Source organism: Bartonella sp. AA86SXKL, from assembly GCF_042196885.1.
Window position 1 is genome coordinate 150,185 of record NZ_JBHIRE010000002.1, and the last position, 15,000, is coordinate 165,184.

Consider the following 15,000-nt stretch of genomic DNA (forward strand, 5'->3'; position numbering starts at 1 on the left):
AGTTTCCTATGTCTACAGGAACAGTTAAGTGGTTTAATACAACAAAAGGTTTCGGATTCATTCAGCCTAGTGATGGTAGTGCAGATGTATTTGTACACATTTCTGCCGTCGAGCGTTCAGGTCTAAACAGTCTTAATGAAGGGCAAAAAATCTCTTATGATGTTCTTCAAGATCGTCGTTCAGGAAAATTTGCCGCTGGTAACCTTGCAGCACTTTAAAGTTTAAATTCTGCAATATTTTATTTAGAAATCTTCGTCTGTAGAGACGAAGATTTTTTATTTTGTATAAAGCATTATTTTACCTTGTTAAAATAAAAGACTGTTTATCTCCTTTGCACAATTCATCAAACCTCTTTTATACTTCCTCAAAAACTTTCATAAAATCTACGAAGAGATTATCTTGTAAAATATCTCAAAAAAGAAGAATATAAAGCCCGTGTAAGAGTATTTTGGAAGTTTTTTATTGCATACAATATAATCTCTTATAGAATATCCTTAAAGCAATAACCATTTGTTGATATAATATAAGGATTTAAAATTATGGCTTTTATTGCCGACAAACTGTCTCGTATCAAACCTTCTGCAACAATTGCTGCTTCTCAAAAGGCCCGTCATTTAAAAGCATTAGGGCGCAATGTTATTGCTTTAAGTGCTGGAGAGCCAGACTTTGATACCCCAGACAACATCAAAAACGCGGCTATTGAAGCTATTCGAAGGGGAAAAACAAAATACCCTCCCATATCTGGAATTCCAGAATTGCGCCAAGCAATTTCTGCAAAGTTTAAAAGAGAAAATAACCTTCTTTATCAACCAGAACAAATTATTGTTGGTACTGGTGGAAAACAAATTCTCTTTAATGCATTCATGGCAACTTTGAATAAAGGAGATGAGGTCATCATTCCATCCCCTTATTGGGTTAGTTATCCAGAAATGGTCGCACTCAACGATGGTACGCCTGTCTTTTTAGAAACAAAAGCCGAATTTTCTTATAAACTCCAACCACAAGAGCTAGAAGCTGCCATTACCCCCAAAACCAAATGGTTCATCTTTAACTCTCCTTCAAATCCATCAGGTGCCGCTTATACACATAATGAATTGAAAAAACTCACAGATGTTTTAGTAAAATATCCTCATGTTTATATCCTTTCCGATGATATATATGAACATCTCACATATGAGGGTTTTACCTTTGTGACTCCAGCTCAAGTAGAACCAGCGCTTTATGAGCGTACACTCACAATGAATGGTGTTTCTAAAGCCTATGCGATGACGGGATGGAGAATCGGTTATGCAGGCGGACCACAAGAATTAATTAAAGCCATGGATACCATTCAAGGACAGCAAACATCTGGAACAAGTGTCATTTCACAATGGGCTGCGGTTGAAGCACTCAACGGGCCACAAGACTTTATTGCTAAAAATAAAAATATTTTTCAAGCACGCCGTGATCTCGTTGTCTCCATGCTAAATCAAGCTCCTGGCATTCACTGTCCAACGCCTGAGGGTGCTTTTTATGTTTATCCTTCTTGCACCGGACTTATTGGAAAGAAAACACCCAATGGTCAACGTATTACGAATGATGAAGACTTTGCCATAGCGCTTCTAGAAACAGAAGCTGTTGCTGTCGTCCAAGGATCTGCTTTTGGACTTGGATCAGCTTTTCGTATTTCTTATGCAACATCAGAAGAATTACTTGAAAAAGCTTGTATACGTATACAGCGTTTTTGCAACAGTTTAATTTAAAATTTTTAATATCATCTCTTGTGATTGTTTTTTGCCGAATGTTAGTATATCCGAGAAAATATCTGAAACTGTGTCATGGTCTAAATCTATCGATTCAGCAAAAATATCTATGAATAAACACAAAAATAGATGCTGTAGATAAAGATCAAAAAAATTTAGCTATCAAATAAATGAATCGGTCTATTATCATAAGAGATGACAAGCCTATTCTACTTTCTCCATTCAATTTATAATTCTAAAAAAGACCGAGCACTTTTAAACACAATTGCCCTTATAATCAAAGGCCCTTACAATAAAATCTCTTCTATTTCTCAGCTTCTTCTTCGTCCTAAAACGAAGAAGAAGCCACCTCCCATCGTTGTGTAAACAATCCAGTTTCCTTTAAGTTCTATTTAATAACTACTTGATTTACTTCATAGGCTTTATGAACAAGACCTGCCTTAAATATTCACCTCACATTCTAATAAAAAGCACTTCATGTATAAGGTTTTAAATATTTTATATCACGCCCCTAAAAGACAGACTTTTACAGTACAATAGAATACCCCCTCTCAAACTCCTCATTGAATTTTAGTATTCTTAAAAAATTGTTGGATATCCACCAGTTTCGAAATTTTTTCTTTATCATCTTCCCATATATTGCAATTTCTAGGGACTCTTTCAAAAATTAAAAAAAAGCCGGACATATGTCCGGCAAATTTGGAAAATCCTCAGAGATAAAATCAATCTGATAGATCTTCGTAAGGGAACACTCAAGAAAACGAAACTGGGAGGCAACATAATCAAGAGATAATATTCTATGTCATTTTATAAGGAAAAGCACAACAAAGACTTAAGCGTATCTGCTATGCAATAAACACATAGCTTTAAATTTGTCTCCATCATGTACCACTCTCTTTAATTAAATAGTAAAAATGTTAACTACACCATCACACGATTGTCCATTTTTCAATATATAATAACCCTCATGGTTGCTAGTATTCATAAAAAACATTTATCCCTCTTTTCAAAAATATTTACCCGCACAGCTAATTATTCCTTATAAATTAAGATATTAATATTAAAAAGACCACTGGCGAGCTTTTAAAAAAATATAATCTCGAAAAGCATTTAACCTTGCCAAATTCTTTAAATTATAAGGATAACAAAAAAAAGTATCAAAAGAAGGAATATCAACCATATCAGGAAAAAGACGCACTAAATGCTCATCATTATTGACGATATAATCAGGAAGCACAGCAATCCCAAGATCACGCATAAGCGCATTCTTTATTGAGATGATATTGTTGATTTGTAAAACTGAAACGCGCAATGATCCATCACTTCTACCAGCCTTTTCCAACCAATTTAAACCAGACAAATAAGGTGGAACAGGTTCACCGAACGAAATAATACGATGCTCATCGAGATCAGACAATTTTTCCGGCTTTCCATAATTTGCAATATACTTTTCCGAAGCATAAACATGCATATGAATTGTAAAGAGTTTTCTTTGTATAAGATCAGGTTGTTTGGGTTGATGCAAGCGAACAGCACAGTCCGCATGACACATTGTCAAATCAAGCTCTTCATCGGAAAGCAAAAGCTGAACCTGCATATCAGGATAAAGACTAAGAAATTCTGGCATACGCTCTGCAATCCACCCTGCCCCCATTCCAAAGGTCGAGGTCACACGCAAGTGCCCCGTTGGTTTTGCATAGCTTTCACTTAATTGCAAACGCACACTTTCAAGCTTCATCAAAACATCATGAGCTGTACGATAAAGAGTTTCTCCCTGTTCTGTAAGAATCAAACCACGCGCATGACGTTGAAATAAGGATACCCCAACCTCTTGTTCTAAAGCCGAAACCTGTCGTGAAACGGCTGATTGAGATAAATGAAGTTTTTGAGCAGCATGCGTAAAAGATCCCGCTTCTGCTGCAGCGTGAAAAACCCTTAACTTATCCCAATCCAACGGTGGCGCCACAATTAATTCTACCTCTATATTCTCTATGTTCTCAATGAGTGACTAACGCTTGGGTATATCCAAAAACCGTTCTGCTTCCAACGCTGCCATACATCCTCTTCCCGCAGCTGTTACAGCTTGGCGGAATGTTTCATCTGTCACATCCCCAGCAGCAAAAACACCAGCAATGCTTGTTGCTGTTGAGTCCGGTGCTGTCCATAAATAGCCGCCTCGTTTTTGTTTCAGCTGTCCTTCAAACAGAGAAACAGTAGGATCATGCCCAATGGCAATAAATATGCCCTCTGCATTCACTTTCATCTCGTGACCTGTCTTAACATTTTTCAGACGTGCCCCTGTTACAACAGCGCCCATTGAATCTTGAGCTGGCAGCCCCACAATTTCTTCAACCACATGATCCCAAAGAACACGTACATTATTACAAGCCAGCAACCTATCTTGCAAAATTTTTTCTGCCCGAAACTGCCCCCGCCTGTGAACCACGCTTACACTTTTAGCCAAATGCGATAAATAAAGTGCTTCTTCAACAGCCGTATTTCCTCCTCCCACGACAATAACGTCCTTATCACGATAAAAAAAGCCATCACATGTAGCACAAGCAGAAACACCTCCGCCCATAAAGGTCTGTTCACTTTCTAAACCAAGCCAGCGCGCTTGAGCTCCTGTTGCAATAATCAGTGCATCACAAGAATATTGTGTTCCTGAATCCCCATATAAGACAAAAGGATACTTCAACAAATCAGCCTTTATAATTGTATCATAGACAATTTTTGTCCCCATATTCTCAGCTTGTTTCGCCATTTGTTCCATCAACCATGGTCCTTGAATGGGATCTGCAAAACCTGGATAATTCTCAACATCAGTTGTAATTGTCAATTGCCCCCCCTGCTGCAAGCCCGTCACCAAAACAGGCTTAAGCATTGCTCTTGCTGCATAGATCGCCGCTGTATAACCAGCCGGACCTGAGCCAATAATCAGCAGACGAATATGCGATTGTACCATTAAATCCCCTTCACTTTATTATAACTTAATTATTCTATAAATGATAACGGAATGCAGCCTTTTAAAAAAATATTTTTCAAGAGCCCTAATTATGTTATGTATACTTCTTTTCAAGTTTTATGAAAAGGTCTGATTACTAATTCATCAAGGCACGCTAATGTTAAGAATTAATCCTTATCCTATAAAGAGAAAAATGTAACTTCTTATGAGCACAAAACCATAATAAAAAGAGATACAAAGATAGGGAACGATCATTTTTCAATTTATTATCAATGTCTGTGCACGTTTTGCCTTAATCATGGGAGGAGCAATGCTTTTGCCAATTTTTGTGGATTTGCACGACAACAATCGTAATTGGATAAGCTTTCTCTATTCTTGTGCCATAACCACCATGTTAGCAACGCTGATTCTTCTAGCAACTAAGGGAGCTACTTGTCGTTTTTCAGCACGGCTTGGCTTTATGCTCACTGTTTGTCTTTGGCTTACAGGAAGCATCGTAGGTGCCTTACCTCTTTATCTTTCTCCTCTTCCCATTTCTCTAGCAGGAGCCATTTTTGAATCTGTTTCTGGAATTACAACAACAGGCTCCACAGTCCTTTCTGATCTTGATAATTTATCGCGAAGTATTTTATTATGGCGTTCTCTTATATGCTGGATTGGGGGCATTGGTTTTATCGGTTTAGCCCTCTTAATTTTGCCTTCACTGCGTGTGGGTGGCGTGCGGCTTTTTCATATGGAATCATCTGATAAATCTGAAAAAATATTGCCTCGCATCAACCAAATTGCTAACGGAATTATCATCGCTTATGTTGGGTTAACATTGGCTTGTATGCTTTCTTATTTTGCTGCAGGCATGAATTTATTTGATGCCATTAACCATGCAATGAGTACAGTAGCAACAGCTGGTTTTTCAACGCATGATGCTTCTTTTGGCTATTTTTCTGATACACCAGCCATCTTAATTATTTCAACAATCTTCATGTTGCTTTCTGCTCTACCCTTCGTACTTTATGTTAAATTAGTCCTTCCTGGACACTCCAAACGCTTCCTTGACCCACAAGTGATTGTTTTTCTCCATATCGTTCTCCTTTTCAGCTTTGCTTTAGCGGCATGGCTACGGTTTTATGATCATCGCGCGTTCTACTTGATTTTTCTTGATGTCATTTTTCACCTTTCATCCATTATTAGCACCACCGGTTACAGCGCTGAAGATTATCAACTTTGGGGAGCGTTTGCGCTTGGAATTTTCTTTATTGTTTCTTTTACAGGCGGATGTGCTGGTTCTACTTCTGGTGGCATGAAAATCAATCGCCTCATTATTCTTTGGCGTATTACACAAACAAATATAGAAAAACTTCTTTCTCCTAATGTCGTTGTAAAAGCGCGCTACGATCACTCAAATATATCAAATGATGTTGCTCAAGCCGTTTTGTTTTTTGTCTGTCTTTATATGTTTTGCCTTGTTATCGGCACTGCACTTTTGCTTACAACCGGTCTTGACTTTACCTCTGCCTTTACGGGGGTCTTAACCGCACTTTCAAATGTTGGTCCAGGCTTTGGAGATATTATTGGCCCTACTGGTAATTTCTCTACAATCAACGATCATGCTTTATGGATTTTAAGTTTTCTAATGTTAGCTGGACGCCTTGAAATCATAACAATATTCGTCCTTTTTATTCCCGCTTTCTGGCGTGAACAATTCTAATGTATAGAGTATTTTATGCTACCATGATAAAAAATTGACAAGATAAAAAGGCGAGAACAGTATGCGTCATAATATTCACTCCTCACCCAATCTACTGAAGATTTCCTAAAATTTCATACAAAACATCATATCAATGATATAAAAATAATTCAACAAAAACAATCAAATACCGATATTCTCAAAGCCATAACATATAAAACTTCACTTTATTGATCTTCTTTATCAAATAAAGTGGACGCATAGAACATTCTTTTTTACGAATAATCTCTCATGCAAAAATATGAACATTTGCTGATAAAAGTGTTTTTCTTTTTAATAGAGTTACACCCTTATAGAAAATAAAATGCTATTATATTACGAACTCACAAGCTTGTAAAAAACATCTCACAATACTCATCACCCCCATTTCACGACAGCCCTTATGAAAGATATAAAATGGGCACCATCATTTTTACTTAAATAATAATAAGGTGCAAGTCGCTACTACAAAATAAGATATAAATTAGTACCACCATATTATTTTCTTTCTGCTAATATCGTAACAGCCTGCATTTCAGACAATTTATAAGAAATCTCTTTACACCCTGTCTTCAATAGTTTTTATCCACCACATGCCTTCTTCCAATTGTGATGTGCAAGAAGATAGCTCTCATTAATTTAATATCAACAGATTTTACATGAGAAAATCTTACGGTACTCAAAGCTCTTATTCAAATTGAAAAGGTAATTTATCTATAAAAATCATATATATTGATCTTAAATCCATCTTATTATGAATTTATTGAAAATATGTACGACTATTTTATTCATGGAGATACCATCATTATCTTTTTAAGACAAGAAAACGTTTTTTTGCTATCTATTTAAGTCTTACAAAACGAACAATATCAGTACGACACCGTATAAGATAGTGCATAAATCCCCAGACTTGAGTTAAAGCATTATTTTCTTATTATAAAATATCAATGAATAAAAGTAGCTTCCCTCTCTCCTAGTATGCTTTATCATAAACTACATCGCTCTCAAGCGTATACATTTTTAATCTTTTATCCAAAATTTTGAGAACTTCTTATAGCATTCTACTAAAGACATATAAATTTTGTAAAATAACATTTATATCATTGAGCTGTTTTCTTGATGACTATGAAAAACCTTTAAGAAAAATACTTTTATCATCCCTCAAGAAGATTTTTGATATCATATCAAAGTGTTTTTTCTGCAAACAGTTCTTTGTAGACACGCCCAATCTCCGCTGTCTCCTTTTCCAAAGGAAAGTGCGTACGAACATGGGTTAAAGCTTTCTTTCCGGCTGCCAATGTTTTTTCTACATCAGCAAAATAAGGTTCAATTGCTGCCGTTAAAGCCGCTCCATCTCCTGCTTTTACAACTGTTCCTGTCGCTTCTACAACCAATTCTTTATAAGCTCCTGCATCACTCGTTACAACCGCAACCTGTGATGCCATTGCTTCTAATGGTGTTAAACCGAAACCTTCTGTACGAGAGGGTGCAACATAAAGTGTTAAACGACGGTACCATAAAGGGATGTCCAGAATCTCACCAAGAAAAATAATGCGATCATCCAGACCAGCCTTAGCAATCTTTTGGCGTAATTCTTTTTCAAAATGATAATATTGCTCTGTCGTACGACCAGCGATAAGTGCTGTCCATTCAGGATAGTCAGGCAATAATGCTATCATGGCATCAACAAATAAATCTGTTCCCTTTGAGTAGCGCAGACGCCCAAAACATCCTACCGCATATTTTCCTGGAAATCCTGTCGAAGAAAAGCAATCATCAAGAGTGTGTGGTGGAGTAAAACGCCTCACATCCACCCCATGCATAATAACCTTATGAGGCACTTCTAAATAGACGCCCGTACGTGTACTGGTAGCGATAACCCTATCCATACAGCGAATCAACCATTTGGTAAAAGGCTTATGATGACGTTGTGAAGCCGATGTGAAGATAAGTTTCAGCTTCATTCGCAAAACATCGCGCAAAAAGATCCCGCAAAGCATCTCAATATTGCGTCGTGCATGCCAAATACGAAATGGCTTCCCTTTCGGACTTTTCCAAAGTCCGAAAAGGTCCCTAAAGGCAAGAGTTGGCAAAGTTCGTGGTAAACCAAACCCCAAAGTGGATATACGCACACCTTGTTCGCGTTGCAGTGGAATAAGCTGAATAATCGTAGATGTTACTCCCGATAAACGCCTTTTCAAGTGAGGCGCAATAATCTCAGTTTCGTCCAAAGATACACGCATAATAATCCATATGTTATTTAGATGTACTGAACCTTAATGATCTCGTAATTATGCGCACCACCTGGTGCATTCACCTCAATCACATCACCTTCTTGCTTGCCAATAAGTGCACGTGCGATAGGCGAAGAAATAGAGATTTTACCAACCTTTACATCAGCTTCTTGATCTCCTACGATCTGATACACTTTTTTTTCTTCAGTGTCCTCATCCAAGAGTTTAATGGTTGCGCCAAATTTTATTTTGTCACCTGAAAGACGCGAGACATCTATAACTTCTGCTCGTGCGATATAATCTTCAAGCTCATTTATACGCCCCTCATTATGACTTTGCGCTTCTTTAGCTGCATGATACTCAGCATTTTCAGATAAATCACCATGCGCACGCGCCTCAGAAATTGCTTCAATAATTCGCGGACGCTCCTGTTGTTGACGCCAACGCAACTCTTCTTTAAGACTCTCAAAACCAGCTGTAGTCATCGGAACTTTTTCCATAATCCGTCCCTTTCTATTACACGGAAGGTTTAATAAAAATACAAAAAACGGCTTCCAAAATTACTTTTGGAATCCGAAAACTACGATCTTTTTTATTATATAGTACAGTATCGCTGTTTTCCATACAAAAATAAATAAAGGAAACAAAACATGCACAAATAGTGATTAAAACATCTCATTTTGGTGTTTAAAACGTTAAACTTCACTCTTCTCTTTAAAGTATCCTAAAGAAGAAAGAATTGTATTTTTTTCTGTTTTATCATAATCTAGTAAAAGAAATTATATGGAATATGAAGAGAGAAGGATAGAAAATCTCTAAAGAAATTCTTTACAGAAAAATGAAAAAAATCGTCATTTTTTTTATGTTTGGCTCTTTCTTTTTAGCCACAACAATATCAGAGGCAGCAGATGCTTTTGTTACGAGAAATCTTAATTTTAGAACAGGTCCCAGCACTCAGTATGCACTTTGCGGCTTAATCTCTGCTGGAGAATTAGTTTTTGTTAAAAACTGTGAAGGAAATTGGTGCCATATCCGATATAACACTCAAATAGGTTGGGTGTCATCTCGTTATCTTTCATTTAAAGATGGAAATGATCTTTATCACACATATACAATGTCTTTAATGCCCAAACGTACCGATTATTCTCCATAACAGCCATAATAACTTATGCCCTCTTGAATATCATTATGGTAAAAATGCAATAGTGTTCACGAACAACCACAAATATGCTCCCTCCAAAGAAATACTTCGAAGAAGTTGTCTCATAGAAAAAACTTGATCAATATCCTAATGAAGGCTCCAATAAACCAAAACAAATCTGTTCAATAACGTTTTGCTGTTGTCGTAATGAAATTGTAAAAATTAGTATTTTCTTTAAAATCACCAGCACTTTTCTATCAAAGGATACAACAATGAAAAATGGTGTTACTGCAACAGTAGAAGCTCTTTCTGCTCTTATTGCTTCAGGCAATCCTCTTTTTAAGAATGGTGCATTATGGACACCTCACCGCCCTATTCGTCCTGAAAAATCTGAAGGTGGCATTCCATTTCAACTCGAAACATCTTTTAAACCAGCGGGGGATCAACCTCAAGCCATTAAAACTCTGGTTGAGGGAATTCAAAAAAATGAACGTACACAAGTGCTTTTGGGTGTTACCGGCTCAGGAAAAACCTATACAATGGCCAATATCATTGAAAAAACACAGCGTCCAGCTTTAATATTAGCTCCCAATAAAACTCTAGCAGCGCAGCTTTATGGGGAATTTAAAAGTTTTTTTCCCCATAATGCCGTCGAATATTTTGTTTCCTATTATGACTATTATCAGCCAGAAGCCTACGTTGCACGCTCTGATACCTATATTGAAAAAGAATCCTCAATTAATGAACAAATCGACCGTATGCGCCATGCTGCAACACGTGCTGTCTTAGAGCGTGATGACGTCATTATTGTCGCATCTGTATCCTGTATCTACGGGATTGGTTCAGTAGAAACTTATACTGCTATGACCTTCCAAATAGCAAAAGGGGACAAACTCAATCAACGAAAACTCTTGGCTGATTTAGTCTCTCAACAGTATTATCGACAAGATATCAATTTCATTCGTGGTTCCTTTCGTGTTCGAGGGGATACAATCGAAATTTTCCCTGCCCACCTCGAAGATCGTGCTTGGCGTATTTCGCTCTTTGGTGATGAAGTGGAAACAATTACAGAATTTGATCCTCTAACGGGTCAAAAAACAGGCGATCTTCAATCGATTAAAATTTATGCCAACTCACACTACGTAACACCACGCCCAACACTTAACCAAGCGATGAAATCGATCAAAATGGAACTCGTTCAACGCCTCGATGAATTAAATGCGGCTGGACGTCTTTTAGAAGCACAACGTTTAGAACAACGTACAATTTTTGATTTAGAAATGTTGGAAACTACCGGCTCATGCTCTGGAATCGAGAATTATTCACGCTTTTTAACGGGACGAAAACCCGGAGAACCACCACCAACCTTGTTCGAATACATTCCAAATAATGCTCTTGTTTTTATCGATGAAAGCCACGTAACCATTCCCCAAATTGGTGGCATGTACCGAGGTGACTTTCGTAGAAAAGCAACCTTAGCAGAATATGGTTTTCGCCTCCCTTCTTGTATGGATAACCGTCCTTTACGCTTTGAAGAATGGGATGCTATGCGCCCACAAACGATTGCTGTCTCCGCAACACCTGGACGGTGGGAAATAGAACAATCTCACGGCACTTTTGCAGAACAAGTTATTCGCCCCACAGGGCTTGTTGACCCACCAACAGAGGTTCGTCCAGCCAAAAATCAAGTCGATGATGTTGTGAATGAAATTCGTAAAACAATTCAAAAAGGCTACCGTACATTGGTGACAGTTCTCACAAAGCGTATGGCCGAAGACTTAACTGAATATCTCCACGAACAAGACATTCGTGTACGCTATATGCATTCTGACATTGATACATTAGAGCGCATTGAAATTCTACGCGATCTTCGGCTTGGCACCTTTGATGTCCTCATCGGTATTAACTTGCTCCGAGAAGGCTTAGATATTCCAGAATGTGGTTTTGTTGCCATTCTAGATGCCGATAAAGAGGGCTTTTTGCGCTCTGAAACTTCCCTCATACAAACAATCGGACGTGCTGCACGTAACGTAGATGGCCGTGTTGTCCTCTATGCAGATACGATCACTGGTTCCATAGAACGAGCCTTACAGGAGACACAAAGACGTCGACAAAAACAAATAGCCTATAATGAAGAACACCATATCACACCGAAAAGTATCAAAAAAAATATCGGAGATATTCTTAATTCAGGCTATGAAACCAACCATATTCATACAAATATCCCTGATGTCATCGAGAAAAAAAATATGGTTGGCAACAATTTAGCATCTCATATTAAACACCTCGAAAAATTAATGCATGAAGCAGCTGCTGATCTTAATTTTGAAGAAGCAGCACACCTTCGCGATGAAATCAAACAATTACAAAAGATAGAACTAGAACTCGCGGAAAATCCCTTAACACATCATAGCGAACAATCCACCCATGAGCGCGTATTACAACCAAGTCTTTTCTCCAAACCAGACCTTGCACACATGGGACCAACCATGGACACTGGTATTTTGGAAAATCAAAAAGGAAAATCTCGTAAAAACACCCCTAATCAAGCAACAATAAAACGAAAAAAACGCAATCAATGAAGGAGCAAAAAATTTCAAACCGCATAAAATAATCTTCAGCTCTTCTAAAAAAAGACGAAAGCTCAAAAGCAAACAGCGTTATCCGAAAAATAGACAACCTCCAACATCAAGGGTGCTTCAATTTGTCTAAAACAACATGAGAGAGAACATTTTATAAAAAATTTCTAAAATATATTATCTTTATACAGTTATACTCTGATATCTAACTCAATATTATTTATCCTTACAAGAAAATATTCAAATAGGACACTGTCCTATAACACAAATAAAGTAAAATAAGACTTTCTCATAGAACCATAAGCCTATGATAAAAAATGATAACTTTTATTCATATCCCTATTGTTCAATTCATATTGTACCAAACAATAAAAAATTATCCCTAAATAAAGAGTTTATATCCCATAGTAAAAATCGGGTACTACAAATACAAACTTATTAATTAACCTCAAGCAGAGTACATTAATTGAAATCAAAATTCTGTTATGATTTCATTTTACTGTCTCCGCGATAGATTTAACTAAATAAATTTTTATTTTTTTGTCACAATAAAGCCCAAAATTGTTCAGGCTCTATTCAGTTTGAAACGTGTAGGATGTGAAAAATACGAATTTACACAAGGAGCATCATTATGAAAAAAGTGATCAGGTTAGCGGTATTATCAGCAATGTCAACTGTGACCGTTTTGATGCCGCTAAATGCAACGCTTGCGGATATGGCATGGAATCGTAGTGACTCTATCTCGAGAGAAATAGATGATATGATGAGGAAGATGCGTAAAGAAACAGATGATGCGATAAGGGAAATGAGGAAGAAAGCTGATATTCTGCCTTGCGGTTTTTCTCGCTCCCATTGTTCTGATAAAAAACGTGGCTTTTTTTCTGATGATTTCCAAAAGTTTGTTGATGATTTCCACAAGAGTTCTGATGACAACAAGAGAAGATTTAAAGCCAAACATGAAAGGTCTGTAGCCAAACAGAGTAAGACGGAACAACAACAACATCATCATCATCATCACCACCACCATTATCATCATGTTGAAAACAAAACATATCATTACGTCGAGCGCAAAAAGACAAAACACAGTAATATTCATATAGACAACTCAGGAGATGCTTTAGCGGTGGGTATTCTTGGTCTTGCAACAGGTACGATTCTTGGTACAATTTTAAAAAAACCAGAACAGCCACAAGTGGTTTATCAAATAGTACCACAAAATCAGGTAATTTATCAAAAAGTTCCGCAAAATCAAAGAGTTTATCAAGTGCAGCAAACGGTGGCATATGAGCCACTCCAGCAATCATTAGAATCTGATTGGCTTAACTATTGCAAGAAAAAATACCGTTCCTTTAACCCTAAAACAGGGACCTTTCGAGACCGTAATGGTTTGGAGCACATTTGTTATGCCCCAATAAATTAACTTCTGTTCCGTCCTACTAAAAAGTCTTAAATGGCAAAAAAAACGCTTCAAAGCGTTTTTTTTGTTTGCTCATATATTAAAATATTGAAGAAAAGGATTATTTGGCGCCCATAGCCTATACTACTTTTGGGATCATGCCCACAGATAAAGCAAACATCATCGCCTAAAGGTAAAACTTTTTCTCGAAGGGATTGCATCAATTTTTCATAAGAACAGAAGGGGAAGTCCGTACGTCCAATAGAACCACGAAAGAGAACATCACCCAAGAGGACTAAGCGCTCTTTTTCATTGAAATAAAGAACATGACCAGGGGAATGCCCCAGTGTATGTAAAACCCTAAACTCATGTCCAGCAAAATACACACACTCACCATCTTCTAACTATATCGAACAACGCCCCATGATGCTTTCGGGTATAAGCCATGATTTAAGAACCATTCTCACCCGTTTTAAACTTCAGCAAGCGTTAGCAAATACTGACTTTGATATCAAGCCGCTTGAACAAGATGTGAGCGACATGCAAAATATGTTAGAAGATTACCTTGCTTTTGCCCGTAGTGAAGAAAGTGAGTATGTTAAAACTTTTGATTTAAATGCTCTTATGCAAAAATTCTCTACCGATGCGCATCTTCACAAACGTCAATTTTCCTACACCATTGAAAGCCCTACACAAATACAAGCACGCCCACGTGCCTTCACGCGTCTCATCAGCAATCTTGTGTCAAATGCATTTTGTCATGTCAATACTGTCAAACTAACAGCCATATCCCAACAAAAATGTTTCCCATATATCAAAAAAAGTTCCCGCAATATATTATATTTATACAGTTATAATATGATATCGAACTCAATATTTAGCCTCACAAGAGAGTAGTCAAACAGGACTGTATTCAATCACACAAATAAGGTTCTATCTTAGCACCATAAGCCTATAATAAAAAACGATAACTTTTGTTCATACACCTATTGTTCAATTCATATTGTATCAAGCAATAAAAAAGTACTCATCAATAAATAATTTATAACCAATAGTAAAAAATCTGGTGCTCTAAATACAAGCTGCTTAATTAACCTTAAAAAGAGTACATTAATTGAAATCAAAATTCTGTCATGATTTTATTTTATTGTATTGATAATAGTTTTAACTAAATGAATTTTTATTTTTTTGTCACAATAAAGTCCAAAATTGTTCAGGCT

General features: G+C 37.0%; 10 protein-coding genes and 2 pseudogenes. 7 read left to right on the forward strand and 5 right to left on the reverse strand.

Annotated features, from left to right (window positions below; translation table 11 throughout):
- Window positions 1-8: 8 nt before the first annotated feature.
- Entirely contained in the window at window positions 9-218 is a 210-nt protein-coding gene (locus tag ACFIO5_RS01870) for a cold-shock protein (RefSeq protein WP_012754908.1), read from the forward strand.
- 321 nt (window positions 219-539) lie between these two features.
- On the forward strand, window positions 540-1,742 hold the full coding sequence (locus ACFIO5_RS01875; protein ID WP_375634192.1) for a pyridoxal phosphate-dependent aminotransferase: 1,203 nt from the start codon (window positions 540-542) through the stop codon (window positions 1,740-1,742).
- Between the two features lie 1,060 nt (window positions 1,743-2,802).
- On the opposite strand, the gene ACFIO5_RS01880 is transcribed toward ACFIO5_RS01875, so the two are convergent.
- Window positions 2,803-3,708, reverse strand: a complete 906-nt coding sequence (locus tag ACFIO5_RS01880; protein ID WP_273791217.1) for a LysR family transcriptional regulator — start codon at window positions 3,706-3,708, stop codon at window positions 2,803-2,805.
- Window positions 3,709-3,750: 42 nt separating this feature from the next.
- Window positions 3,751-4,707: a thioredoxin-disulfide reductase gene (gene trxB / locus ACFIO5_RS01885; protein WP_375634193.1), complete on the reverse strand. Its 957-nt coding sequence runs from the start codon at window positions 4,705-4,707 to the stop codon at window positions 3,751-3,753.
- A 310-nt stretch (window positions 4,708-5,017) separates the two neighbouring features.
- Here trxB and ACFIO5_RS01890 point away from each other — a divergent pair, with 310 nt between their 5' ends.
- Window positions 5,018-6,412 (forward strand): TrkH family potassium uptake protein, encoded by a 1,395-nt coding sequence (locus tag ACFIO5_RS01890; RefSeq protein WP_375634194.1) that lies wholly within the window; start codon window positions 5,018-5,020, stop codon window positions 6,410-6,412.
- Between the two features lie 1,202 nt (window positions 6,413-7,614).
- Here the strand turns inward: ACFIO5_RS01890 and ACFIO5_RS01895 are convergent.
- Together ACFIO5_RS01895 and greA are read right to left on the reverse strand one after the other, a co-directional pair.
- Window positions 7,615-8,673, reverse strand: a complete 1,059-nt coding sequence (locus ACFIO5_RS01895; protein WP_375642832.1) for a glycosyltransferase family 4 protein — start codon at window positions 8,671-8,673, stop codon at window positions 7,615-7,617.
- A 17-nt stretch (window positions 8,674-8,690) separates the two neighbouring features.
- Complete coding sequence (gene greA, locus ACFIO5_RS01900) at window positions 8,691-9,164, reverse strand: transcription elongation factor GreA (protein WP_007347010.1); 474 nt, start codon at window positions 9,162-9,164, stop codon at window positions 8,691-8,693.
- Between the two features lie 338 nt (window positions 9,165-9,502).
- Between greA and ACFIO5_RS01905 the strand changes: the two genes are divergently transcribed.
- The 3 genes from ACFIO5_RS01905 (at window position 9,503) to ACFIO5_RS01915 (ending at window position 13,804) form a co-directional block, all read left to right on the forward strand.
- Window positions 9,503-9,817 (forward strand): SH3 domain-containing protein, encoded by a 315-nt coding sequence (locus ACFIO5_RS01905; protein WP_375612971.1) that lies wholly within the window; start codon window positions 9,503-9,505, stop codon window positions 9,815-9,817.
- 260 nt (window positions 9,818-10,077) lie between these two features.
- Window positions 10,078-12,387, forward strand: coding sequence for an excinuclease ABC subunit UvrB (gene uvrB / locus ACFIO5_RS01910; RefSeq protein WP_375634198.1), 2,310 nt, complete (start codon window positions 10,078-10,080; stop codon window positions 12,385-12,387).
- Between the two features lie 628 nt (window positions 12,388-13,015).
- The gene (locus ACFIO5_RS01915) at window positions 13,016-13,804 is read left to right on the forward strand and encodes a BA14K family protein (protein ID WP_375636239.1); all 789 of its coding nucleotides are present in this window, start codon (window positions 13,016-13,018) and stop codon (window positions 13,802-13,804) included.
- Between the two features lie 69 nt (window positions 13,805-13,873).
- Here the strand turns inward: ACFIO5_RS01915 and ACFIO5_RS01920 are convergent.
- Window positions 13,874-14,184, reverse strand: a pseudogene (locus tag ACFIO5_RS01920) (MBL fold metallo-hydrolase); the annotation flags it as partial.
- Between the two features lie 4 nt (window positions 14,185-14,188).
- Between ACFIO5_RS01920 and ACFIO5_RS01925 the strand changes: the two are divergent.
- Window positions 14,189-14,587 (forward strand): annotated as a pseudogene (locus ACFIO5_RS01925) (sensor histidine kinase); the annotation flags it as partial.
- Window positions 14,588-15,000: the final 413 nt, after the last annotated feature.